The 23,943-nt window shown below is 43.2% G+C and carries 28 protein-coding genes; 19 read left to right on the top strand and 9 right to left on the bottom strand.

From position 1 onward, the window contains the following. Nucleotides 1–451: 451 nt before the first annotated feature. From rpmH to QWZ13_RS01940, 6 genes are all read left to right on the top strand, one after another. Nucleotides 452–586 carry a 50S ribosomal protein L34 gene (gene rpmH / locus QWZ13_RS01965; protein WP_216000867.1) on the top strand — a complete coding sequence of 45 codons (135 nt, stop codon included), beginning with the start codon at nucleotides 452–454 and terminating at the stop codon, nucleotides 584–586. A gap of 27 nt (nucleotides 587–613) precedes the next feature. Further along, nucleotides 614–988 carry a ribonuclease P protein component gene (gene rnpA, locus QWZ13_RS01960; protein ID WP_290280306.1) on the top strand — a complete coding sequence of 125 codons (375 nt, stop codon included), beginning with the start codon at nucleotides 614–616 and terminating at the stop codon, nucleotides 986–988. 102 nt (nucleotides 989–1,090) lie between these two features. Next, nucleotides 1,091–2,752: a membrane protein insertase YidC gene (gene yidC, locus QWZ13_RS01955; protein WP_290280304.1), complete on the top strand. Its 1,662-nt coding sequence runs from the start codon at nucleotides 1,091–1,093 to the stop codon at nucleotides 2,750–2,752. A gap of 17 nt (nucleotides 2,753–2,769) precedes the next feature. After that, the gene (locus QWZ13_RS01950; RefSeq protein ID WP_290280302.1) at nucleotides 2,770–2,949 is read left to right on the top strand and encodes a hypothetical protein; all 180 of its coding nucleotides are present in this window, start codon (nucleotides 2,770–2,772) and stop codon (nucleotides 2,947–2,949) included. Then, the gene (mnmE, locus tag QWZ13_RS01945) at nucleotides 2,898–4,202 is read left to right on the top strand and encodes a tRNA uridine-5-carboxymethylaminomethyl(34) synthesis GTPase MnmE (protein ID WP_290283244.1); all 1,305 of its coding nucleotides are present in this window, start codon (nucleotides 2,898–2,900) and stop codon (nucleotides 4,200–4,202) included. The genes QWZ13_RS01950 and mnmE overlap by 52 nt, the downstream gene beginning before the upstream one ends. Beyond that, nucleotides 4,177–4,602 (top strand): (deoxy)nucleoside triphosphate pyrophosphohydrolase, encoded by a 426-nt coding sequence (locus tag QWZ13_RS01940; protein ID WP_290280300.1) that lies wholly within the window; start codon nucleotides 4,177–4,179, stop codon nucleotides 4,600–4,602. The genes mnmE and QWZ13_RS01940 overlap by 26 nt, the downstream gene beginning before the upstream one ends. A 4-nt stretch (nucleotides 4,603–4,606) precedes the next feature. On the opposite strand, the gene QWZ13_RS01935 is transcribed toward QWZ13_RS01940, so the two are convergent. After that, the gene (locus QWZ13_RS01935) at nucleotides 4,607–5,536 is read right to left on the bottom strand and encodes an alpha/beta fold hydrolase (RefSeq protein ID WP_290280298.1); all 930 of its coding nucleotides are present in this window, start codon (nucleotides 5,534–5,536) and stop codon (nucleotides 4,607–4,609) included. On the opposite strand from QWZ13_RS01935, the gene QWZ13_RS01930 reads away from it, so the two are divergent. Next, complete coding sequence (locus QWZ13_RS01930; RefSeq protein ID WP_290280296.1) at nucleotides 5,518–5,649, top strand: hypothetical protein; 132 nt, start codon at nucleotides 5,518–5,520, stop codon at nucleotides 5,647–5,649. The two genes, QWZ13_RS01935 and QWZ13_RS01930, sit on opposite strands and share 19 nt — an antisense overlap. Here the strand turns inward: QWZ13_RS01930 and ribA are convergent. Continuing rightward, nucleotides 5,646–6,254 (bottom strand): GTP cyclohydrolase II, encoded by a 609-nt coding sequence (ribA, locus tag QWZ13_RS01925; RefSeq protein WP_290280294.1) that lies wholly within the window; start codon nucleotides 6,252–6,254, stop codon nucleotides 5,646–5,648. The two genes, QWZ13_RS01930 and ribA, sit on opposite strands and share 4 nt — an antisense overlap. 162 nt (nucleotides 6,255–6,416) lie before the next feature. Between ribA and QWZ13_RS01920 the strand changes: the two genes are divergently transcribed. The 5 genes from QWZ13_RS01920 (at nucleotide 6,417) to QWZ13_RS01900 (ending at nucleotide 9,153) form a co-directional block, all read left to right on the top strand. Then, a complete protein-coding gene (locus QWZ13_RS01920; protein WP_290280292.1) occupies nucleotides 6,417–7,061 on the top strand; it encodes a DsbA family oxidoreductase in 645 nt (214 codons plus the stop codon). Between the two features lie 65 nt (nucleotides 7,062–7,126). Further along, complete coding sequence (gene bamJ, locus QWZ13_RS01915) at nucleotides 7,127–7,747, top strand: BamJ family beta-barrel-assembly machinery protein (RefSeq protein WP_252729043.1); 621 nt, start codon at nucleotides 7,127–7,129, stop codon at nucleotides 7,745–7,747. Nucleotides 7,748–7,790: 43 nt separating this feature from the next. Continuing rightward, nucleotides 7,791–8,204 (top strand): translation initiation factor Sui1, encoded by a 414-nt coding sequence (locus tag QWZ13_RS01910; protein ID WP_290280287.1) that lies wholly within the window; start codon nucleotides 7,791–7,793, stop codon nucleotides 8,202–8,204. A gap of 11 nt (nucleotides 8,205–8,215) precedes the next feature. Further along, nucleotides 8,216–8,518 (top strand): DUF1244 domain-containing protein, encoded by a 303-nt coding sequence (locus QWZ13_RS01905; protein WP_290280285.1) that lies wholly within the window; start codon nucleotides 8,216–8,218, stop codon nucleotides 8,516–8,518. Next, nucleotides 8,515–9,153 (top strand): UPF0149 family protein, encoded by a 639-nt coding sequence (locus QWZ13_RS01900; protein ID WP_216000858.1) that lies wholly within the window; start codon nucleotides 8,515–8,517, stop codon nucleotides 9,151–9,153. The genes QWZ13_RS01905 and QWZ13_RS01900 overlap by 4 nt, the downstream gene beginning before the upstream one ends. Here QWZ13_RS01900 and QWZ13_RS01895 read toward each other — a convergent pair. The 3 genes from QWZ13_RS01895 to QWZ13_RS01885 form a co-directional block, all read right to left on the bottom strand. Beyond that, nucleotides 9,150–9,764, bottom strand: coding sequence for a hypothetical protein (locus tag QWZ13_RS01895; protein ID WP_290280282.1), 615 nt, complete (start codon nucleotides 9,762–9,764; stop codon nucleotides 9,150–9,152). The genes QWZ13_RS01900 and QWZ13_RS01895 overlap by 4 nt on opposite strands. A 111-nt stretch (nucleotides 9,765–9,875) precedes the next feature. Next, nucleotides 9,876–10,517: a hypothetical protein gene (locus tag QWZ13_RS01890; RefSeq protein ID WP_216000856.1), complete on the bottom strand. Its 642-nt coding sequence runs from the start codon at nucleotides 10,515–10,517 to the stop codon at nucleotides 9,876–9,878. After that, nucleotides 10,508–10,663, bottom strand: coding sequence for a hypothetical protein (locus tag QWZ13_RS01885; RefSeq protein WP_290280280.1), 156 nt, complete (start codon nucleotides 10,661–10,663; stop codon nucleotides 10,508–10,510). Before QWZ13_RS01885 ends, QWZ13_RS01890 begins: the two co-directional genes overlap by 10 nt. Here QWZ13_RS01885 and QWZ13_RS01880 point away from each other — a divergent pair. The 3 genes from QWZ13_RS01880 (at nucleotide 10,636) to QWZ13_RS01870 (ending at nucleotide 15,611) form a co-directional block, all read left to right on the top strand. After that, nucleotides 10,636–11,259, top strand: a complete 624-nt coding sequence (locus QWZ13_RS01880) for a LysE family translocator (RefSeq protein WP_216000855.1) — start codon at nucleotides 10,636–10,638, stop codon at nucleotides 11,257–11,259. The two genes, QWZ13_RS01885 and QWZ13_RS01880, sit on opposite strands and share 28 nt — an antisense overlap. Then, nucleotides 11,241–12,428: an MFS transporter gene (locus QWZ13_RS01875; protein ID WP_290280277.1), complete on the top strand. Its 1,188-nt coding sequence runs from the start codon at nucleotides 11,241–11,243 to the stop codon at nucleotides 12,426–12,428. Before QWZ13_RS01880 ends, QWZ13_RS01875 begins: the two co-directional genes overlap by 19 nt. A gap of 117 nt (nucleotides 12,429–12,545) precedes the next feature. Further along, complete coding sequence (locus QWZ13_RS01870) at nucleotides 12,546–15,611, top strand: beta-galactosidase (protein WP_290280275.1); 3,066 nt, start codon at nucleotides 12,546–12,548, stop codon at nucleotides 15,609–15,611. On the opposite strand, the gene QWZ13_RS01865 is transcribed toward QWZ13_RS01870, so the two are convergent. Further along, complete coding sequence (locus QWZ13_RS01865) at nucleotides 15,608–16,336, bottom strand: pyridoxine 5'-phosphate synthase (protein ID WP_216000852.1); 729 nt, start codon at nucleotides 16,334–16,336, stop codon at nucleotides 15,608–15,610. The two genes, QWZ13_RS01870 and QWZ13_RS01865, sit on opposite strands and share 4 nt — an antisense overlap. A 99-nt stretch (nucleotides 16,337–16,435) precedes the next feature. Between QWZ13_RS01865 and QWZ13_RS01860 the strand changes: the two genes are divergently transcribed. Then, entirely contained in the window at nucleotides 16,436–18,604 is a 2,169-nt protein-coding gene (locus tag QWZ13_RS01860; RefSeq protein WP_290280273.1) for a LemA family protein, read from the top strand. Here the strand turns inward: QWZ13_RS01860 and QWZ13_RS01855 are convergent. Next, nucleotides 18,601–20,382 carry a sensor domain-containing diguanylate cyclase gene (locus QWZ13_RS01855; RefSeq protein ID WP_290280270.1) on the bottom strand — a complete coding sequence of 594 codons (1,782 nt, stop codon included), beginning with the start codon at nucleotides 20,380–20,382 and terminating at the stop codon, nucleotides 18,601–18,603. The genes QWZ13_RS01860 and QWZ13_RS01855 overlap by 4 nt on opposite strands. A gap of 85 nt (nucleotides 20,383–20,467) precedes the next feature. Next, nucleotides 20,468–20,830, bottom strand: coding sequence for a GFA family protein (locus QWZ13_RS01850; protein WP_290280268.1), 363 nt, complete (start codon nucleotides 20,828–20,830; stop codon nucleotides 20,468–20,470). On the opposite strand from QWZ13_RS01850, the gene QWZ13_RS01845 reads away from it, so the two are divergent. Beyond that, nucleotides 20,818–21,897: a WD40 repeat domain-containing protein gene (locus QWZ13_RS01845; RefSeq protein WP_290280266.1), complete on the top strand. Its 1,080-nt coding sequence runs from the start codon at nucleotides 20,818–20,820 to the stop codon at nucleotides 21,895–21,897. The two genes, QWZ13_RS01850 and QWZ13_RS01845, sit on opposite strands and share 13 nt — an antisense overlap. Before the next feature lie 47 nt (nucleotides 21,898–21,944). Continuing rightward, nucleotides 21,945–22,655: a nucleotide-binding protein gene (locus tag QWZ13_RS01840; RefSeq protein ID WP_216000847.1), complete on the top strand. Its 711-nt coding sequence runs from the start codon at nucleotides 21,945–21,947 to the stop codon at nucleotides 22,653–22,655. On the opposite strand, the gene QWZ13_RS01835 is transcribed toward QWZ13_RS01840, so the two are convergent. Then, the gene (locus QWZ13_RS01835) at nucleotides 22,626–22,754 is read right to left on the bottom strand and encodes a hypothetical protein (RefSeq protein ID WP_290280264.1); all 129 of its coding nucleotides are present in this window, start codon (nucleotides 22,752–22,754) and stop codon (nucleotides 22,626–22,628) included. The two genes, QWZ13_RS01840 and QWZ13_RS01835, sit on opposite strands and share 30 nt — an antisense overlap. A gap of 18 nt (nucleotides 22,755–22,772) precedes the next feature. On the opposite strand from QWZ13_RS01835, the gene QWZ13_RS01830 reads away from it, so the two are divergent. After that, a complete protein-coding gene (locus QWZ13_RS01830; protein WP_290280262.1) occupies nucleotides 22,773–23,915 on the top strand; it encodes a hypothetical protein in 1,143 nt (380 codons plus the stop codon). Nucleotides 23,916–23,943 lie beyond the last annotated feature (28 nt).

The raw sequence follows: 23,943 nt of genomic DNA, 5'->3' as shown, positions 1-23,943 counted from the left end.
AAGCTGTGGAAAACTAGGCGCATAAGCCTGTTATTAAGCTTGTGCTCTAAAATGTGTATAAAGTTCTGTGCATAAAACGGCTACTTATACACTGGTTACACGCCCTCCATACTCAGTTTATCTTGTCTTTTTAAACAACCTTATCATTCTCTGATCGTTAATAAATTAAAGGCCTGCAGAACCTTTTCCACAGATAAAGGCTCCTCTAATAAATACTAATAACAATAAATCTTAAAAACATATAATTCATATATATATTAATAATTTAAACCTCTTTGAGATCAAAAAAGATTATTTGTCCATGATCAAAAAAACATCATTGATTTACTGGTTCAAAGCCTTTAGAATCCGCCATCCAATTTTTAGCCGATTGATCTTTTTAAATTTAAGGTTGATCACAGAACTGTAAAGCCATCAAACTGACGATGGCTAACCAAAAGAGATCGTGAACATGAAACGTACATTTCAACCTAGTACCATCAAGCGTAAGCGTAGCCACGGTTTCCGTGCACGTATGGCAACAAAAAACGGCCGTAAAATCCTAGCTCGTCGTCGTGCTCGTGGACGTGCGGTATTGAGCGCTTAATTCATTAACATTTTGTTAAAGAATTCAGTGGCTGAAAAAACGTTCGGATTTCCACGTCGTGTAAGACTTCTCACGGCAGCAGATTTCCGAACGGTTTTTGACCAAGTAGATGTCAAAGCCCCTTCCCCAAATTGCCTATTGTTGGCAAAATTTAATGAAACTAAGCCTCGCCTTGGTTTTATCATCTCCAAAAAAAATGTAAAAAATGCGACTGATCGGAATCGTGTTAAACGGTTTGCCCGAGATTATTTCCGCCTAAATCAATCCAAATTGCCAAATTTAGACATCATATTTATGGGTCGAAAAGGCTTGTCAGAGCTTTCAGATAAAGAATTACATGAGTTGATAGAAAAGCAATTTAAAAAATTAGCCAAGCGCGCTAATAAAAACCTGAATCCCTAAATTCTGACTGGCAATATAGGCCGTCGACAGGTACCATTTCGCCTCTTTTTTAATCGTATAAACGCCTATAAAGGGCATTTTCCAACTTTGGAACTTTAAATAATGGATGTTCGTCGTATATCAATCATGGCTGCATTAGCCGTAGTTTCTTATTTAATGATATTACAGTGGTCAAAAGACTATTCTGGCGTTGAGCCAACCACCTCAGACGTTGCACAGGCAGTCGTTGTTGATAGCAGTGGCGTAGTCAGTGAAAACGTGGCAAGTGATATCCCACAGGGTAATAGCACCACTAATCAAACACCTACCGCTGCGACGGCGCCCTCTGACAATCGATTAGTGACCGTTAAAACGGATGAATTGATTGTAACCATCGATCTTAACGGTGGGGATGTCTTATACACAGGCCTTCCAAAATACCCTGCCAATATAAATACCCCAAATGTCCCATTCGCGATTTTAGAAAATGTTGACCGTACTTATATCGCTCAATCTGGGTTAGTGGGTGAAAATGGCGTAGACGCTCAAAATCGCGCGCAATATACATCCGAACAATCAGAATATACTTTAAACGGAGATAGCCTTGATGTGGTGTTAACCCATATCAGCGAAGATGGCATCGTGGTTAAGAAAACTTACCGTTTTACTAGCGGCTCTTATCTAATGGATATTCGCTACGATGTAGAAAACAAGTCTTCTCAAACGGTCCGAATGAATTTATTTGCTCAATTACGCCGCGATAAGAGCGAAGATCCTAGTGCAACTGGTGGTATCGGTATGAATTCTTACCTAGGTACTACCTTCTCGACTTCAAATGAAGCCTATAACAAGGTTAAATTTAAAGATTTAGAGAAAGATCGCTTTACCGATTCCAGTACAGGTGGCTGGGTCGCTATTTTACAACATTACTTTTTATCGGCTTTCATTCCGGCACAAACCGATGTAAATAACTACTATGGCCAGCAAGGTAAAAATGGGCATTTCTATGCCGGTTACCAGGCGCCAACCATGGTTATGGGTCCGGGCGAGTCTGCTTCGACTGCAACTCAACTTTATGTTGGACCTAAAGACCAAGACGCTTTAGAGAAAATAGCGCCTAACCTAGAGAAAACCGTCGATTATGGTTGGTTGTGGTGGATCGCCAATCCAATCTTCAAATTACTGCAAATAATCCATGGTTTAGTCGGTAACTGGGGTTGGGCTATCGTTCTAATGACCTTAACCATTAAAATGGTGCTATACCCATTAACCGCCTCTTCTTATCGTTCAATGGCGAAAATGAAGAAGTTTGCACCTAAAATTCAAGAAATGCGCGACATGTATGGCGATGATCGTCAAAAGATGAGCCAAGAAATGATGAAGCTTTATCAGAAAGAAAAGCTGAATCCTTTGGGTGGTTGTTTACCTATGTTGGTGCAAATGCCTGTGTTTATTGCGTTGTACTGGGTGTTGATGGAATCTGTGGAACTTCGCCAATCGCCGTTTATCTTCTGGATTGTCGACATGTCGGTTAAGGACCCTTATTTCGTTCTACCGTTGTTGATGGGTGCTTCTATGTTCTTCCAGATGCAAATGCAGCAACAACCGACTATGGACCCAATGCAAGCTAAAATCATGAAGTTGATGCCGATCATGTTTACCTTCATGTTCTTATGGTTCCCAGCTGGCTTAACATTATACTGGTTTGTGAATAACTTGATTACCATTGCGCAGCAAGCCTACGTTAACCGCAGTGTTCAAAAGGCAGACGCAAAAGCCAAGTAACGACTAAACTGGCTAGCGTGTATTCTAAAAGGCAGATTAAACTCTGCCTTTTTTCGTTTAAATTGTCCGATAAAGGTATAACACAATGCTCAGTGCGCAAACCATTGCCGCCGTCGCAACACCACCTGGAAGAGGTGGTGTCGGTATTATCCGTGTTTCAGGTGCAAAAGCCGCCAATATTGCACAAGCCATTTTAGGTACACTTCCTAAACCAAGGTTTGCCCACTATGGTGATTTCCTAGATGCGCAAGACCGTGCCATCGATCAAGGTATTGCACTTTATTTCCCGGGTCCAAACTCATTTACAGGTGAAGACGTTCTGGAACTGCAAGGGCACGGCGGACCTGTCATATTAGAGCTTTTACTGGAGCGAGTTGTTTCCTTAGGCGTCAGATTAGCTCGCCCTGGTGAATTTTCAGAACGTGCCTTCTTAAACGATAAAATAGATTTAACCCAAGCCGAAGCCATTGCGGATTTAATTGATGCTAGTTCAAAAGAAGCCGCTCGATCAGCGGTCAGATCCTTGCAAGGCGACTTTTCAAAACAAGTTCATTCATTGGTCGAACAACTCATACAGTTGCGAATCTATGTAGAAGCCGCCATAGATTTCCCAGAAGAGGAAATCGACTTTTTGTCTGATGGAAAGGTCGAGTCGGATTTAACAAGCGTTATGGCGCAATTGCGACAAGTGCTTAAAACGGCCAATCAAGGCAGTTTAATGCGAGAAGGCATGTCTGTGGTTATTGCCGGTAGACCCAATGCGGGAAAATCCAGTTTAATGAACGCCTTAGCAGGTCAAGAGCGGGCTATTGTCACAGACATCGCTGGTACGACACGAGACGTCCTTAAAGAGCATATACACCTAGATGGGATGCCTTTGCATATCATCGATACTGCAGGCCTGCGAGATGCACCTGATGAGGTTGAACGAATAGGTGTTGAACGAGCATGGCAAGAAATTGAACGAGCGGATCGTATTTTGTTGATGGTAGATGCAAGTGATACTGATGCAACAAACCCAGAGACTATTTGGCCCGATTTTATGCACAAATTACCCGAAGATGCTCGCATAACCGTCGTTCGCAATAAAATTGATAAGACGCTTGAGAGTGCTGGAATAACGGAATGCGAGGATAGTTATCCCGTTGTCAGAATTTCAGCTGATAAAGAAATCGGCTTAGACGTATTACGAGATCATTTAAAGCAAATAATGGGTTTTGAAGGCCAACATGAGTCTGGCTTTATCGCACGTAAACGACATTTGGAGGCCCTAAACGTTGCACAAGATGCACTTGATAAGGGGCTTGCGCAACTTTTAGGACCAGCGGCTGGTGAGTTGTTAGCTGAAGACCTGAGAGTGGCACAAAATGCATTGAATGAGATTACCGGTGAATTCAGTTCAGATGATTTGTTAGGTCGAATTTTTGGAAGCTTTTGCATTGGGAAGTAACCTAAAAGAGCGCCCTGTCATTCATGTGACGGCGGCTTTGTTAATTCACAATGGAAAAGTCTTTGCAGCAAAACGCAGTAGTGGACGGCATTTAGCGGGTTATTGGGAGTTCCCAGGTGGAAAAATTGAAGCCAACGAAACCGCGTCTGAATGTTTAGAACGAGAGTTAGCCGAAGAACTTAATTTATCCACAGAAATAGGGTCGTTTTTTATGAAAACGACCCATGATTATGGGGATAAAAAAGTAGTTTTACATGTTTACCAGATAGCATCCTTCATGGGCGAGCTTCAGTTGGTTGATCATGATGAATACCGCTGGTTGTCACTGACCGACTGCACGCCTTTAAAATGGGCACCTGCAGACATACCTATCGTGAATCGTTTAGCGACAATTCTCTAAAATATTAAAGCGTTTTACCTGTTTTCAAAATAGTTAAGATGTCTTGCCACACCTCCTCCCTATTGCTCTCATTGATAATTTCATGTCGAGCCTGTGGATAAAGTTTAACGCTTTGAAGGTTTTTTTCGCTCTGCTTCAATTGCTTCGCGAGTAATTTAACCCCTTTACCCATATCTCCGACAGGGTCTGATGTACCAGACAAAAGATGCAACTTCACGTCATTAGGCCAAGATTTAGGTTGAATCGCCAACATGCCAGAAATAAAGTCTGCCCACAGGCCGAGCGTGCAATCAAACCCACAAAATGGATCGGCTATATACTCATCAACTACAGCCTCATCGCGAGATATCCAATCAAACTCAGTTCTATTAGGCTTAAACTTTGCGTTAAAAGGAGAAAAAGCCGTTTGGGTGACAAACGTACTAATGCTTCTTTTTCCTTTAAAGGCTTTGATGGCAGAGATTAACAGGTTTGAGGCATGTAACTTAGGTCGATCAATTCGGTTTGTAGCACTGAGAATCAGGTGCTCTAAACGTTGGCCGTATTGTTGAATATAAGCTTGGCTAATAAAAGAGCCCATGCTGTGTCCGAGCAGACTTACCTTCACATTAGGGATTTCTTTGCGGCCGTATTCGATAGCTTGATGTAAATCATCGATAACTTTTTGCCAGCCTTGATCATCGGCGTAGTGGCCTAAATCATCGTCGGGGCAATCCATTCCATGGCCGCGATGATTAATAGCAAGAACAGCAATATTTTGTTCAGTTAAAAACTCAGCTAGCGGTGCATAACGCTCGCAATATTCAGCCATACCATGAGAAATGACCAACAGCTGTTCGCAAGGCTCAGGTCGCCAGAGTCTGACCGGAATTTCGTGTCCATCGGGAGCGTTTAAAAACTCTTCTAAATACTGCAATGAGGTGCCCTCTACCATTTATTCCCAGCTTATCACGGCTTAATCATAGGTTATACAACTGGTTACTCAATGTTTATCTACAAAGTTATCCACATTATAGTTTTGCGGAAAGTAAGCTAAAAACCACCTAACTGTCGTTATCTTCTAGGTTTATGCGGTGTTCTTGCTGCTCCACTTTAGCTTTTAGATAGCCGGCATTATATTTATTCACATATACGCCGGTATCAACTCTTTCTGTTACCTCAATACCGGCTTGCTCTAGTTCGTCGGCCTTATGAGGATTATTGGATAATAACCGAACGCGCTTAACGTTGAGGCTGGCTAACATTTCAATGGCTGGACCAAAGTCGCGTAAATCGTGCCCAAAGCCCAGCATCTCATTGGCTTTATAAGTATCAATTCCTTTGTCTTGCAGGGCGTAGGCATCTAATTTGTTATAGAGACCAATACCGCGGCCTTCTTGTCTTAAGTAGAGCAGAATGCCACCTTCTACACTCATTAAGCGCTGCGCTTCTTCAAGTTGTTCTCCACAATCACACCGCTGCGAACCAAAGACGTCACCTGTTAAACATTCTGAATGTATTCGCACTAATGGCGCGTCTTGTTCGGTAGGTTGTCCAAAAAGCACTGCGATGTGTTCTTTATTGTCAGAAAAACCTGAAAAACTGATGAATTTAGTTTCTACGGCTTGGTTGGTAAGAGGGATTGGTACATTTGCACGGATAGTGACAGACATGTGCTTTCTCAATAATGACTAGAAATGAATATATATGGGCAAGTTTAGCGCATTAAAGTTATCTATGGCTTGTATTTTCAAACTACGCACGCATTAAAGCGAGTAAATTAAACTTTGGTGATCATTTACGATCTAAAGAATGATCGCAATTAAGGACCTCATTTGAAAAACCTAAAAATAGATATCGTATCGGATGTTATGTGCCCTTGGTGTGTAGTGGGTTATAACAACTTAGACGCCGCATTAAATGAATTGAATGATTCGATACAAGCGAATATAGAATGGCATGCGTTTGAGCTTAACCCCGCCATGCCGAAAGAAGGCCAAGATCTCCGAGAACATTTGATGGAGAAATACGGTATTACCGAAGCGCAAAGCGATCAAAACCGACAAAATATAATCGACCGTGGCAAAGAATCAGGCTTTGAATTTAACTTTTCAGAGAAAATGCGCATGATTAACAGCTTTGATTGCCATCGACTACTGACGTGGGCCAAACGCTTTGATAAACAAACGCCGTTAAAATTAGCGCTATTCGATGCACACTTTACGACAAATCTAGATTTGAGTGATCCTGTACAGCTTTTAACTGTTGTTGAATCTGTAGGGTTAGATAAAGACGCCGCTGAAAATGTACTGAACAGCGACGAATTTGCCCAAGATGTGCGAGAAGAACAAAATAAAATGCAACAGCTGGGTATAACGTCAGTACCCACCTTTATTGTGAATGACAAATACGCCATTTCTGGTGGCCAACCTGTTGCTGCTTTTAAACAAGCCTTAACTCAAATATCTGCAGAAATGTGATAAACTGCGCGCCGTTTTATGGGCTTCGTTTTTAAGCCTAAATACACTTACCAATTGGAATTACTATGTCTAAATACAACACGCCTCAGCTACAAGTCAGTTATGGTATTGGTCGTCAAATGGGTGGCCAACTTCTAGAACAACCTTTTGAAGGTTTGGATATCGACGCAGTTGCTGCAGGTGTTGTCGAAGCATTCACTGGCGTTGCCGATCCTATCAACCCAATGGATATGCAAAAAGCCTATGACGTTATCCGTGAAGAAATGTCAAAAGTTCAGGCTGAGCAAGAAAAGGAACTCGCGAAAGAAGGCGAAAACTTTTTAGCTGAAAACGCTAAACGCGAAGAAGTAACGGTGACGGAATCTGGATTGCAATATGAAGTTATTAAATCCGGGGACGAATCGGCTACAAAGCCAGCGGTTAATTCTAAAGTGAAGACTCACTATCACGGAACATTAATATCGGGCGATGTATTCGATAGCTCAGTGGATCGTGGCCAGCCAATTGAATTTGCCGTAAACGGTGTTATTGCCGGCTGGACCGAAGCGCTCCAGTTAATGGTGCCTGGTGATAAATGGAAGCTTTATATTCCTCATCACCTAGCTTATGGCGCACAAGGTGCCGGTGGTGCGATTGGCCCATACCAAGCGTTAATCTTTGAAGTAGAATTACTCGATATCGTTTAATTCGTTTGTACGCCTAAGCTGAGAATACTTGGCTTAGGCTACAATGAAACTAGGTACACTTACTATGGCGCAGAAAAAAGCGACCCAATTGTCTGATTTAGATGCCCTATTTGGAGGCGGTTCACGAGTATATAGCACTGAACAAGGTCGAATATGCCCCGTCTGTGATCAAGCCGTTGATCAATGTTTGTGCTCTAATGATGTTGTGCCAGAAGGTGATGGAATCGTTCGATTAAAACGTGAAACCAAAGGCCGTAAAGGCAAGGGTGTCACGCTTATTACGGGAGTGTTATTAGTACCATCTGAGCTTAGAGCACTCGCTAAAAAGTTAAAAACGCGATGTGGAACGGGCGGAACAGTCAAAGAAGGTGTTATTGAAATTCAAGGTGATTTCCGAGATCTGCTAAAAGAAGAACTGGAGCAGCGCGGTTACACTGTAAAAATAGCAGGCGGTTAATAGAGGAAAACATGGATAAGCAAACTCAAACCGAAATCGAAGCGGCAGCGTTTAGACGTTTGTTGGCGCATTTAGATGACCGAAAAGATGTCCAGAATATAGATTTAATGAATTTAGCTGGGTTTTGCCGAAACTGTTTGTCTAAATGGTATGCCGCAGCCGCACTGGAAAAAGGCTTTGAAATAGATTCAGATACGGCACGGGAACACATCTACGGAATGCCTTATTCTGAGTGGAAGAAAAATTATCAAACACCTGCCAATGCACAGCAACAAGCCAGTTTTGAAGCAAATAAACCGAAGGACTCACAATGAGCCAATGGGCCAGTAGTTACACTTATCGTGAATGTTTAGACGAATTTTCCCGACGTTTACAGCAACTTAGCGAAACTGATCGAGTTATTATCAGTGATCTTCATGCAAATATGAGTACGATAGATGGCTATTTATTTGCCATCAGCAGTGCACCAGCAACCGTATCACCTACCGATTGGTTAGGGGATTTATTGCCGTTAGTTCAGCTGCCAGATGATGAAAAAGCAGCCACAGCCGTGAATCTGCTCATTTCATACCAAATGCACCTTAAAAAGCGGATGATTTCGCAAAAATATAATTTACCCGATGCAGGCGATGCGCTTGAAGGGTTGAAACCGGGCAGTGAATTAAACAGTTTTAGCCAAGGCTTTAGTGCGGGTTATGACAGAATTTCGTCGATATGGTCGGTAAAAATACCGAATGAGTTGCAAAAAGAACTGACTTCACAAGTATTTGCACTGAGCTTTTTTGCCAGTACAGACAATGCCAAAGCATTCTTAAAACAGAAAAAATCAAAACTAAGACCCGAACAATTAGCCGACCAGGTGTTAGCTAATTTTCCTAAAGCGGCCGATTTACATGTCCGCTTAGGAATGGCTGTTGAAGCCGATGCTGGTGGCGAATCGTTGCATTAGAACCGACGATACATTCCAACTGAAAAGGTATAATCTGCTGCTTCTGTTGGAATGTTTTCTTGATAGTTCCAATATTCTTCAAGTTTAGACACATCGCGATAGGTTATACGACCATCGAACGACCAGTTCTCAGTATTTAGAATAAACCCGGCACCAAATTGTAAGCCCGATATTACCACATCAGTCTTATTGGGTCGTTTAAATGGCGTGTTAAAATAACCTACTTCTAAAAAGCTATGTTTTCCTAAGCGTGACAAACCTTTTCCTAGCTTGACGCCAACATCCCAACCCGACAATGAATAACCGCTTGAACCAAACCATAAAGGTTTTAGTGTATACCCGCCTCTAACAGCAAGTGCATCAAAGGCTACTTCGGTTTCTAAACTTGGGCCTATAAAAAAATTAGCCGGTCCATCGCCATAAAACCAAATTCTAGAACCCAAATTTAGGCCTACTAAAGTGTGAATTCGTTTAGCTTGTGTCAAGTCACCATGGCAATGGTAATTATTCGAGCTGTCTTTATGGCACCCGTATCGATCTATTGCGCCAGGGCTCGCCAAAACAACGCTAGCCATCAAACAACCCAGCGTTGCCATTAGTTGGTTTCTCATTTATCTAAGGTCACCGTTCTTTAACTTTCAGCAACTGTACGTTATTGAAGTGAAATTTTTGAAGACAATGAGCAAGACAGGCCTTGCTCATATTGCGTTGATTCGATCCGTTTAGAAGCGAGCCCCTAAACTTACCTGGGCGCCGATATCATAAGCCACAGACTCAGATTGCGTGCTTTCCACATAGTCGTTTGCGGTGGTTGGATCGTTATATACGACACTGGCATCCAGGCTCATCGCTGGCCAGTTATAGCCAGTACCTACGCCCACATAATATCCGCCTAACTCGGCGGTTGTGTCGTCAATGCTGTTGGTTAATGTAGATCCACTCCATCCGGCTAAAACATAATGCTTGGTGCCAATACGACCAACACCAGGACCGACTTTAATACCCGCATCCCAACCGGTTTGAAGTACCGATTCATTGGCTTCTAAATCTGCGGTTAATAGGTATTTTCCATAATAGGACGCCGTTACCGCGTACCACATATGGGTGTATTCACCGGTAACACCGGCACCGGCTAAAAGGTAAACACTGTTATTACCGACCGACCAAACTTGCGAACGAGCACCTGCACTGACGATCAAGCCTCCCAATTTGGCATTGTTAGCATCCCCATGACAATGATATTGTTTCGTCTGTTGATGTTTATGACAGTCGTATTTATCGAGCACACCGACATCAGCCATGCTAAAACCAGTGGCCGCGGATAAAACTACCAGCGAAGCGATACGTTTTTTATTTAGTCCCATGGTGGAATCTCCTTGATGACACCGATTGGCACGGTGAATAGTCTAATTTGGTCACAGTGTAGCATAGCGCGAAGTGTCACTAATCTTAAACAGGTCTCAAAACTTATTAAGGAAGAAGATGTTAAATTGGGCTCTCCTCGTTGCATTTGTACCCACGTTTTTGTTTGTTTCGTTTACACCGGGCATGTGTATGACGCTTTCAATGACACTAGGCATTACGCTTGGAGTTAAAAGAGCGCTGTGGATGATGTTAGGTGAATTAGTCGGGGTTGGCATAGTTGCCATCTGCGCGGTTGTGGGTGTTGCCGCCATTATGCTTGGCGCACCCATGGTGTTTACGGCCTTTAAATGGTTAGGTGGCGCTTACTTGGCGTGGCTGGGCATTCAAATGTGGCAATCCAAAGGTAAAATGGCGATACCGACCGATGCCAATGTTCAGCCGAATGTCTCAGCAAAAGCACTGATGACTCAAGGCTTTGTTACGGCCATTGCAAATCCTAAGGGCTGGGCCTTCTTTATGGTTCTTTTGCCACCCTTCATCGATGAATCGCTTCCCATGCCAATGCAGCTCAGTGTTTTAGTATTTATGATATTGCTTATCGAATTTTCAGCGCTGTTATCTTATGCCAGCGGTGGTCAAACGCTGAGTAAATTATTAGCGAAATCCTCTAATGTTCAATTGCTAAACCGCATATCGGGCACGCTCATGATTGGTGTCGCGTTTTGGTTGGCGCTGGGTTAATGAAGATCTCCATGCTTGAGCAATTAACGTTAATATTTAAAGATCGGATGAGATTTAAGCTCTTGCTGTTGTCTTTAAGCATGGGTATGGCCGGCGCCTCCATTATGCCGGTTTTAAGTACGCACCTTGCACTAAACATGGGTATAGAACCCTTGTGGATCGGCTTTATTTTTGCGGCGAATACATTATCAGGCATTGTTGTCAGCCATTGGATCGCGAACCATTCTGATTCTGGCTTAAGCCGATTAGGCATTATTCAAAAAGGGGCTTGGATTAGTTTTTTCTCCGTGATCGGCTTGGGCGTATCGACTCACTATATTGTTTTGATGGTTACGGGCATGGCTTTGTTTGCGGCCGTATCTCCGATTCAGCCGCAAATATTTGCCATGGCTCGAGATTTAGTCGAAGAAGAGGATGCTGCACTCTTTCAAAGCCTATTGCGTGCTTCTATTTCGTTTAGTTGGATTATTGGGCCGCCGTTGGCTTACATTTTGTTTTCGTTAATTGGTTTTAGCGGCCTCTCATTTATTTGCGCGGGCATTTTTTTGTTGTCATTAGTTTCACTTAAAGGCTTTCAAGACGCACCATTGCAGGTTAAAACTACTGAGGTGAAACTGACGGATCCTCGTCTAAAATGGTTAGTTCTAGCTATGGCTGCCGTATTCGCTGCTAACAATATGTACATCGTATATATGCCAATTTACCTCCAAGAAAACCTAAATTTTGTTGCGGTTATTCCCGGTTTACTAATGGGTTTTACGGCTGGGCTAGAAATTCCCATGATGATATACACGGGGGCACGCTCGAATCATTGGCCGTTATTTTCTCCACTTAAGTTTGCTGCTTTAATGGGCGTGGTTTTTTATAGCCTGATATTTTTTAGCCAAAATTTATCGATATTGTTTATGGCTCAGCTTTTCAATGGTGCATTTATCGGCATTATGGCGGGGTTGGGGATATCGGTTTTCCAAGCCTTAATGAAAGGCCGTATGGGCATGGCTTCAACTCTATACACTAATGCCATAAGAATGGGCGGTTTGGCAGGTGCTTTAGGCGGCGGTGTTTTAGCGCAAATGATCGGTATTCGGGGTGTATTTGTGGCATGTACCCTGATGGCAATTATTGCCTTCATGGCTTTGTCAAAAGCATCTCGATTGAAACCTAATTAAAGAGCCTCACCCGGAGCAATACAGCTTAATTTGCCTTGTTTAACTAAAATCTCTATAGTCTTGAAAACGTTACCAAAATTACGCTACATCCTTAAAAAAGACTAATTAGAGGCCATAATGATAACGATTAGAGATTTTATTGCTTCTCGACCTTGGGAAAATCCGAGCATTACTCAAATCGAGACTTTGACGGCACATGCACCTCTGCATGGCTTTCAAAATCAACAGCAAGCCTTACATAAGCAATCTCAACGTCGTAGTCTGAATGGCCAATGGAAGTTTGCCTTTTATGATCGCCCTGAGGACATTCCAGAAAAAGTCCTAGACGCCGACCATAACTTTGAAAGTACGATCAAAGTACCGGCTAATTGGCAATTAGAAGGGTTCGACCGGCCAATTTATACCAACGTTCAATACCCATTTGAAGTGATTCCCCCTAAGGTGCCAGCCCAAAATCCGACTGGCGTTTATCGAACCGAATTTGAATTAACCGAACATGATGTGCTTAAGCAAATTAGGCTGGTCTTTGAAGGGGCTAACTCCTTATTAAACGTCTATTGTAATGGGCGATTTGTTGGTCTGAGTAAAGACAGTCGTTTACCCGCAGAGTTCGATATTTCAGCTTGTGTACATAAGGGCATCAATAACTTGACCGTGATTGTCGTGCGCTGGAGTGACGGCTCTTATCTAGAAGACCAAGACATGTGGTGGTTGAGCGGGTTGTTTCGAGATGTATCATTGTTGGTCAAGCCAACAACCGGTATCGAAGATTATTGGGTACAGACACAATTAGATGCCTGCTATCGCGATGCTGATTTAATCGTCGAAACTCGCATTCAAGGGGCTCTTCAAGCTGGCCTAACCGTTTGTGCCGAGCTATTTGATGCCGACAAACTTTGCGTGGCTTCTGAAACATCGTTACTCGGTTCAAAAATAGTTGATGAAGCTGGTGGTTACCGTGAAATATGTCAGCTGCGCATTGCAATTACGGAACCTAAAAAATGGAGCGATGAAAGCCCCTATTTATATCGGCTTGTTTTGTCATTAAAAAATGAACAGGGAGACGTGTTAGATACCGAAGCTACCTCGGTTGGATTTCGGAGTGTTGAAATCAAAGAAGGTCAGTTGCGCTTAAATGGAAAGCCGGTGCTCATTCGAGGCGTTAATCGCCATGAACACGACCCAATTCAGGGCCATGCTGTGAGTAACGACAGTATGGAACGCGATGTTATCTTGATGAAGCAGTTCAACTTTAATGCGGTGCGTACAGCACACTACCCTAACCATCCAGATTTTTATGATCTATGTGATCAGTATGGATTACTGGTGGTAGATGAAGCTAATATTGAAACTCACGGCATGGCGCCTGTTTCTCGACTGTCAGAAGACCCTCTGTGGTTGAACAGCTATATGGATCGAATCATTAGATTAGTGCTGCGCGATCGAAATCATCCCTGCGTCATTGTGTGGTCGTTAGGTAATGAATCGGGGGTCGGAAAAAACCATCACGCTATGTATCAATGGGTAAAAGCCACAGACCCCACAAGACCCGTGCAGTACGAAGGTGGCGGTGCCGATACAGCGGCCACGGATATCATTTGCCCAATGTATGCACGTGTTGATTCCGAAGTCCCGCATCCTGCAGTCCCTAAATGGGCGCTTAAAAAATGGATTAGCCTACCTAACGAATCGCGCCCACTTATTTTATGTGAATATGCACACGCGATGGGCAACAGCTTGGGTTCATTTAACAAATACTGGCAAGCGTTTCGAGAATACCCTCGGCTGCAAGGCGGCTTTATTTGGGATTGGGTAGATCAAGGGATAAGTCAGCAAGACGAGCAAGGTCACCATTATTATGCTTACGGAGGTGATTTTGGTGATCAACCCAATGATCGGCAATTTTGTATAAATGGTCTTATGTTCCCTGATCGAAGTCCGCACCCGAGTGCTTTTGAAGCAAAATATTGTCAGCAACATATTCAATTTAATTTGGTTTCGGCTCACCCACTTATTGTTTGTGCCTACAGCGAGTATTTGTTTAGGAGTACCGATAATGAGCAGCTGCATTGGCGTATCTTGGAAAACGGCGAGCCCATTCAGTCAGGTATCATCGACTTACAGCTGAGCCCTGGTGAATCGCTCGAGATCGCTTTGGCGGAAAAGCTTCCAGACCCTAAACCCGGCCGAGAATACTTTTTAAGTTTGAATGTTTGCCATAAAAAGGCAACGCCATGGAGTGAAGCTGGGCATACTACGGCCCAAGCACAATTTAATTTACCCAGCCAACTTTCGATGCCTGAGCGATTCAAAACCGATTCGAATAACATTGAAATTGAACAACACCAGCATTGGGTTATTTCAGCTGCGGACAGTCGTTGGGAGATCGATCCAACCCAGGGTTTATTAATCGGCTGGCATAAATCGGGTGAATCGCAACTATTGACGCCGCCAGTCGACAACTTCTGGCGAGCCCCCATAGACAACGATATCGGAGTCAGTGAAGCCAGTGCACTTGACCCAAATGCACCGATGGTACAGTGGCAGCGATTCGGCATTGATGCATTGCAAAGACAATGTGATTCGGTAGAGCTCCTTAAGTCGTCAAAGGGTGCTCTAGAAGTGCTGGTGGTTCAACGTTACTTTGGAAACGGTCATGCCATTATAGAATCGACCTGGCGTTATCGTTTTTTTGCAAACGGTGAATGGCATATTGAAATTACGAATAATGTCAGTCCTGATTTGCCGTCATTGGCTCGGGTGGGTATTTCATTTCAAGTGCCTGACAACTCTGAAAAGGTGAGCTGGTATGGTCGTGGACCCCATGAAAACTATCCCGATCGGTGTGAATCTGCGCTGATTGGCCGCTACAGTGAAACTAAAGAGGCGCTATATACACCTTACATTTACCCTTCGGAAAACGGATTACGATGCGATGTGCGTGAAGCAAAAATTGGTTCGTTGCGGGTTAGTGGACTATTTCAATTTAGCGTAAGCCGTTACAGTCAACTTAGCTTAGCAAGCGCCCAACATCCCCATGAATTAGAGTCCGAAGCAGGATGGGTGGTTAATATAGATCACCGTCACATGGGTATTGGTGGTGATGACTCTTGGACACCGAGTGTGCATGAGGAATTTAAGCTGACAGAGACGACCTATCGCTATCAGCTTAACTTTAGCTAGCCATTGCAAATGTGCAAATATCGACGAGCCACGGATGGCAAGCCGAATTCTAAACATTCAACAATAAGTGCGTGGCCGATCGACACCTCCAGAATTCCTGGAATGGTCACAAACTTAGCTAGATTTTCTAAACTCAAATCGTGCCCAGCATTGACACCAAGCCCTAATTTTTGAGCCTCAATCGCCGCTTGTTTGTAACGAGCATGCACCTCTTGGTGAATTGGCTGATGGTAAGTTCGAGCGTATTCTTCTGTGTATAACTCTATGCGATCAGTTTTTGATTGAGCGGCCAGCCGTACTTGCTCTACATCAGGGTCTAAAAAGACACACGCACGAGTCCCCGTGGCTTTTAAGCGCGCTAGAATTGGGTCCAAAAACTCAGCTTGGGTATGAAAATCAAAACCATGATCGGATGTAATTTGGTCTGGTGCATCCGGAACCAAGGTGGTTTGGTCAGGTTTGATTTCTTCGATCAGTTGCAAGAAGTCTTCACTAGGATACCCTTCTATATTGAGTTCTACCCCGTTCAAAGGGCGAATGTAATCACCAAGGTCACGCGCATCTTGTCGTGTAATGTGCCGCTCATCTTGTCGGGGGTGAATGGTGATGCCCTTTACGCCTTGCTCAATAAATTTCTTAGCAAAGCCCACAACATTAGGCGTGTCGTGGCCACGTGAATTTCGCAACAAGGCTATTTTATTCACATTCACACTTAATTCGGTCATGCTGGATCCTATTCAGATTCATGGTTGCCGTGTAGTGTAAGGAAATTTAACCAACAGGCCAGTGAATCTATTGATCAGGCTCATTAAAAGGAGATTTTAGTGGTACGTCGAATTGCGTATTTTTGCATCGCTTTGTGTTTAATGGGGTTAGCCCTTTTGGGTTTTACAGTGGGCTTTTCCAAACTGGCTGATGTCCGTCAGCTCGATCGTTTACCGGTATCGCCTTTGTCAGCATTGACCAAAGGCGAATATTTAGTGTCGGGTACTATCACAAATAAGGCTACTAGCATTATTGCGCCCTATTCTGATGATGCGGTTGTGTATTACCACTATGAGCTTACTGAAACCTATACGGACTCGGACGGGAATCAACAAACCAGAACGTTAGAAAGCGGTAAAAGTGCGACTCCATTTTTTATTCAAGACAACACAGCGCAGGTCCAAGTTGACCCAGGTTTTAGGTTATCGGATATTCGTTTTATTGCCCCGCAAACCTACCAACATAAAACAGGGGACTTAACTTATACAGAACAGACCTTGCGTTCGGGTGATGCTATTCAGTTGACGGGCACCTACGGTTCTGAAAACCAAACCCTCGAGTTGCAATCAAATATGACTCTCCCAAAATTCGTTACCAACGACGCGCTAAATGAATCTACAGGTCAGTCTTTGTTAGGCATTAGCTTAATACTCAGCGCATCGGCTGGAGCATTGGCGATTGGCTTTGCATTGCTGCTGTCGAGCTTTGCGGTTCATCGTTTTTGGGTATTTGTAGTTACTATGACATTGGGACTCATGGGTGCATTTTCCTATCTTGGATTGCATTGGGTGCAAATAGATTGGCAAAGAGCTGAGCGGTTGTATTCATTAAGATCCGAAGGGGTCTTACATCAACCAAATAACAAAAGTGCTGAGCAAGACTTGTATCAATATTTTGTACGCATTGAACAAAGCGCTCAAGGCTGGCCAGACAGTGCATTGTTTTCTAGTTTTTTTGACACTAAAACTCAACCAAATGTTTGGTCACAGCAAGAGCAGCAACAACTCCAAGAAGCCGCACTGATACGTGATTTCAGCCGTTTAAAACCGGTTTGGTTAGGCTCTCTACTTGCTATAGTCGGTGCCATTATTTGTTTGGTGTTTATTGGCTCTGCTCTAAAAGCCATACGTTTTAAGCGCTTAGTTGAATTTATTCCAACCTCCAAAACAACCGGCCTAAGCTATGGATTAGCCGAATTAAATGGTCAAGCTAAGACTCACACCCATGCTCTGACTAGCCCACTTAATCAGCAAGAATGTTTTGCCTATGAATACTGCATAGAACAAAAACAAGGCACTGGCAAAAACCAAAAGTGGGTTGAAATTGAATCTGGTGCGGAACGTGTGTCATTTTCGCTAAAAGACGAACTTGGGCGCGTTCGAGTTAATCCTAATGGAGCTAATATTGAATACTCCGATCAAAAAGTTGAACAAAAAGGATCTCGCCGCTACACCGAAAAATGGTTGGCGACTGGCGCACAACTCTATTGCTTAGGCTTTGCACGAATCGATACCGAAACAGCAGGCCAGCTCATATTAGCAGAAGACCCAAATAAAGAGATGAAGTTTCTAATCTCTGCAAAAACTGAGCAACAAGTGATTCTAGGCAATGGCGTGAATGGTTTTTTACTGACGGGTTTTGCGCTGATGTTTGGGATTGTGGCCGCTACCATGTGGCTAACTTTGCAAAGTAACTTTAGTCCGCTCGATCTTCTGAAGGTTTCCCTCGTTGTCCCCGCTATATTGTTGGGTATCACTGTGATAATGCACTACAACAGTTTGGTTTTTTTAAGGCAAAGAATTCATAAAACTGCGGCTGATATTAATACCTTGTTGCAAAAAAGAGCCGATCTTTTTCCACGCTTGGCTGAAATTGTCAGTGCTTACTTATCGCACGAATCCGACGTAATGAAGCAATTGGTTAATGCAAGATCTCAAGTAACTCCCGTAGGAGAATCCGTAGTTGAAGCAGAAACTCAGTTGAAGACTCAAAACGCGGCCAAGCACTCTCTTTTGGCGTTGGTAGAACAATACCCAGATTTAAAAGCCAATAAGCCTATCGAGTTAATTATGCAACAAATGAGCGAAGCAGAAGACGAGTTAGCCTTGATTCGCCAAGGTTATAACGATGCGGTAATGCTGTATAACAATCAAATCGAGAAATTACCGGACGTATTCTTAGCCAAACTTTTTGCATTTAAACCTTCAGCGCCATTCCAAACGAGTTAGTTAATAAGGCTGACCACACAGTTGCGCCCGTTATCCTTAGCTTTGTATAAAGCTTCGTCCGCTTTAGCGAGGGCGTGTTGATAGTTTTCCTCTTTGGGAATGGTGGCGTATACCCCTAAACTGGCTGTTATCGTCAAGGAGATCTGCTCATCTTGATAGGCAGGACCATAGGCAATTGCTTTGCGAAGGTTTTGAGCAATATTGTAGGCATCTTCTAAATGCGTATCGGGTAATACAACAACAAACTCTTCACCGCCATAGCGACTGATAAAATCTCCTTTGCGTAGATTCTGACTGCGTAATAAAGAAGCTGTATAAACCAGAACTTCATCACCGATTAAATGACCATGAGTATCGTTAATTTCCTTAAAGTGATCTAAATCCATAATGATGATGCTGACGGTTTCTTGGCTGATCATTGCGCTTTGCCAAGTTAGGCTAAACAACTCAGAAAATGCTTTGCGGTTATAGAGACCGGTAAGGTGATCCAACTGTCCTTCTAAAATGACGCGGTCGTGTTTATGTTCGAGCTTTTGCTTTTCCGATTTAAGGCGTGCCGCTAGGTTAACAGTCTCATTCAGTTTTATTCCCACTAATTGCGCCTGGAAAATCAAGAATAGAAAGCCAAAAAATTCGATCAGATAAATATGGTAAGTGTCTGATACTGACGCATAAAGGTCATTAAGTACGCCCACCACAATGATGCCGGTGCCAGCCAACATTAAGCGAGCAAAGGGCTCACCGCGCAGAACGGGAACAAGGAGGCTATACAACACAAGCACCGATATAATCCCTAAATGAAGCTGAATAAGCAGCAAGTACTTAGTCATGAGATAAAACGGAATAGACATAGCTAGGGTTGCGAACGTGAGTGTGTACACCCAAATCGAAATAATAAATCGCTTTGATAGGTATTCGTTTAACAGCGATTGAATAAAGTGCCAAAACAAGGGCGGACCGACAATAATAGACAAATATTCAAGGCGAAGGCGAATAACAAAATGATGTGGCGTAAAGTAAGACAAGATTAAATCGGTATAACCTGAAACGCCCAATGAGCGAACAAACATAACCAAACAAATGAGCGATAGAATTAGTAGGCTGATGTTTTTTCGCCAGTGAAAGTATTGCACCATATAGTGAATACTCATGATCAATATTGCGCCCATCATCAATGCGCGTGCAAAGGTGGTTAAGTCTCTCATATTTTGAGCATCGATCGTGTTTTGCAATGCGATAGGTTCTCGAATGCCACCTGGAAAAGACTGCGTTTTAGCAACGTATATCACTAATAGTGCGTCTTTTAGCGTCGGCAAAGGGTAAAGCAAGTCTTCGCGGGAGTTGATCATACCCACTTGCCAATCGCCGGATTCACCAATAACCATCGCTTGTTCTGGCTGCCCAAATGGCATCCACAAAATTCGATAAGCATCATTAATAAAAGGCACTGCCACACTGTAAGGTTCATCGGTAAGGCTATCGAAACTTATTCGGGCGGCGTAGGTTGCTATACCATGTAAGCTAGGGTTAGCTTTGTCTTGGTCTAAAAAGTCATGCCAACTAGCGGGGCTGGGTACTTTAATCAAAGTATTTTGATTAATTGCCGAAGTAAGGGCTTCGGGCGAAAGGTGCTCGCCAAACTCAAACCACCATTCGCCAATTAATTCGATTTTTTGACCGGATACAAGATCTTCGCTACTGATTTTAAACTCAGTAGCGCTAGAAAATGGTATCACGAACAAAAAACAGACCCACACTATTAAACTTTGACGATACAAAGGATGCTCCTCTACTTCCTATATAGCGTAGTTTAATTATGAGTGTCTGCCATTTTGAAACGTTTATAAGTGCAAAAAAATAAAGTTAATCTAGATATTGCCATGTGTCAGCGCCATCAAAGTGCCGAACAGTAATGTCGATCATATCTTGCGGGTTGCACATTCTCGTATTAATGGCGACACGATCCTGCTCACTTTGTTTACCGGTGCCGGTATAATGGGTCATACAGCCACAATTTGGGCAGTGGTGAAAGTCAATGTCCTCATCGCCCCAGCGATACGTGTGGGTTTCAGAACCTGTTGTTTTAACCGTAACCTCGATTTGTTTGTAATAAGCCCAACGGGCACCAAATCGGCCGCATATGGAACAATTACATTCCGTCACGGTACTGGGCTTATGTGTGGCGGTGACAGATATCTGACCACAATGGCATTGTGCTAATAACATGTGCATTCCTCATTAACTATTTTTATGTGCGTAAGTACCAAGACCGGACAAACCCCAAAACACATTCCCCTGTGTCAATGCTACACTCTATAGTATCAGTCTGGTTTTTATTGAGAGTTTGTGTGCGTATACAACACCTTATAATTTTTATTTGCATACCGCTACTTGTTGCCTGTTGGCCAACGGGCCCTGAAAAGCATCAACAACTTGCTATGCAAGGTGCATATTCAGCATCGATCGATCCTCAAGGGCAAAACCTAGTGATTGGTTCGTTGCAGCATGGTGGCAGTTATTGGAATATTCCCAAATACGCGCGCCTGTATAATTGGAATCACCGAGCAGGTTTCTTGACTGAAATACTCTATTCTTCTTTCTCTTCGAATGGAAAGTATGCATTAACGGCTAACTACTATAATTTAGTGTTATGGAATACCGCGACTGGTGAGTCTGTCGCATTTTGGGAAGCGCCCTCTAGAATTCAATCGGCCGATTTATCCGGCGATGGGCGATTTGCATTGCTGGGCATGGATAACGGCCAAGCTGTATTGTTCGACATTCAAAACGGTGGCGTTTTAAGAGAGTTTCAACACGGAGGCCCGGTGATCAGTGTCAGTCTTAATATCCAGGCTGGGATCGCATTAACAGGCTCCGAAGACAACTCAGCTATACTTTGGAATACAAGAGATGCCAGCATGATTCGAGAGTTTAAATATTCGAATCAGGTATCGTTAGTAAAATTGAGTGAAACAGGCGTTATTGCGTTAATGGTTCCTTCCAGTGAAAAAGCGGAACTTTGGAATTTAGCGACGCGGAAAAAAATTGCTGAACTGAAAACTGCAAAATACAGACTTACAAGTGCAACCTTTATGGGCGATTCTCGACTACTTACCGGGACAACCTACCGTGATATTTTTGAATTTGATGCGAAGACGGGTAAAAAGTTATCGCGTTGGCGTATTGGAACAGAAGCTAAGCATGCACTAAAAAGTACATCGGTGTTAGATGTTGGCTATAAAGGAGGGCGGCTTATCGCCGTTGGATCAAACGGTTACCTATATACGTTTTGACCTTAAGGAATATCTGTTAGCATGATGGAACATCGATAGGAGTAAAGATGGTAAATACACTGTCAGTATCTGAATCGCGTGCCCGTGTTGTCAATACACCCACGCCAACAAGAATATTAGTGGCTAACGCTAAAGGTGGTAGCGGCAAAACAACCGTTGCAACTAATTTGTCTAGCTTCTATGCGAGTCGTGATGAACAATGCGCATTAATAGATTTTGACCCACAAGGTTCATCAGCTCAATGGCTGCAATTACGTCAAAATGTCCGTTCCAAAATACACGGTGTTAATGCCTTTAAAAAGGCAACGGGCCATGTGACTCGGACCTGGTATTTAAGAAATTTGCCAGAAAAGACCACCAAAGTTGTGATTGATACGCCAGCAGGCCTGAGTGGTATGCTTTTAAACGACCTCGTACGCGAGTGTGATTTTATCATTATACCGGTCACGCCTTCCCCAATTGATATTCGCGCCACCACTTTTTTTATAAAAGAACTCTTTCTCAGTGCAGCATATCGTTCAAATAAAAAGAAAATTGCCGTGGTTGCGAACCGTGTTCGTAAAAACACCCTTGTTTATTCGAAGCTTGAACTGTTTTTGAAAAGTTTAAAAATTCCTTTTGTATCTACTATTAGAGACACTCAATACTATATTCGTGCTTCAGAATACGGCTTAGGCATTCACGATTTACAAAATGCACAAAAGAAAGATTTAAGCGATTGGCAAAAATTAGTCGATTGGATTGACGAAAACAGCTAAAACAGCAAAAAAACCGCCTTTATTCGTCTTTATTGCTTGAATTTTTACAGGTGATAACAATAGTATGGCGGTACTAAAAACGTGCGTGAAATTTTTCATTGAAAGAGGAACTCGATCATGGCTGCCACTAAAAAGAAAGCTGTAAAAAAACCTGCTCCAAAAAAGGTTGCTAAAAAAGCAACTGCGAAAAAAACAACAGCCAAAAAAGCTGTTAAAAAAACTGTCGCTAAGAAAGCACCCGCTCAGAAAAAAGCGGTTTCAGTTGTCGATCAATTGAACAAAGACTTACTAAAGCTTGAAGCTCAGATAGCGAAAGAGCAGGAAAAAGAATTAAAAGCAGCCGATAAAGAAGTGGCCCAACTCACCAAAAAACTGACAGCGGCAACCGCTAAAGTAAAAGCGGCGACTGCGAAGAAAGCAAAAGCAGCGGCTAAGAAAACACCAGCAGGTAAAGCAGCGACTGCGAAAGCAGCTGAAGCTGTTGCAGCTGCGAAAGCCACTGTTGCAACTCTAAAAGATGAATTATCAGCCGCTAAAGAAACCTTAGCCGCACACAAATTTGAACAAAAACTTGCCGATCAGTATCAAAAAGGCGTAGCTGCTTTAAGAAAGGCTGAAGAAGCTGCACGTAAGGTTGCAGAAAAAGCGGCTGCTAAAAAAGCCGCTGCAGAAGCGAAGAAGAAAGCCGCCGCAGAGAAAAAAGCCGCCGCTGCCGCTGAAAAGAAAGCCAAAGCCGCTGAGAAGAAAGCTAAAGAGAAAGAGAAGTTAGCCTTAAAGAAGGCGAAAGCTAAAGCAGCTGCTGCAGCGAAAAAAGCAAAAGCTAAGAAACCTGCTGCTAAAAAAGCCGCGGCAAAAACGGCAACGTCTAAAAAGACAACGGCTAAAAAAGCCACAGTAAAGAAAGCTGCCGCTAAAAAAACAGTCGCTAAAAAGCCTGCTGCGAAGAAGGCCGCTCCTAAAAAGGCTGCAACTAAGAAGCCTGCGGCTAAAAAAGCGACAGCAACTAAAAAGCCTGCCGTTAAAAAGGCCGCAAAGAAGGCGCCAGCTAAAAAGCCTGTCGCTAAAAAAGCACCAGTGAAGAAAGTTGAAAAGCCGAGCGTTCAAGTGAAACCTGCCGCTGCTCCGGCACCTGTTGTAAAGCCTAGTGTTCCGGCGGCACCTATCAGTGCACCAGCACCAGCGGCTAAACCTGCAGAACCTGTTGTTAATACAGCACCATCTGAAGGTCGTAGCCTGTTCGATCCTAAATCTGATGCCTAAATTGGTATAGATTTTACTAAAAAGGAGC

Origin of the sequence: Reinekea marina, assembly GCF_030409715.1 — a bacterium.
Classification (GTDB): Bacteria; Pseudomonadota; Gammaproteobacteria; order Pseudomonadales; family Natronospirillaceae; genus Reinekea; species Reinekea marina.
This window is presented reverse-complemented; position numbering and strand designations above follow the sequence as displayed.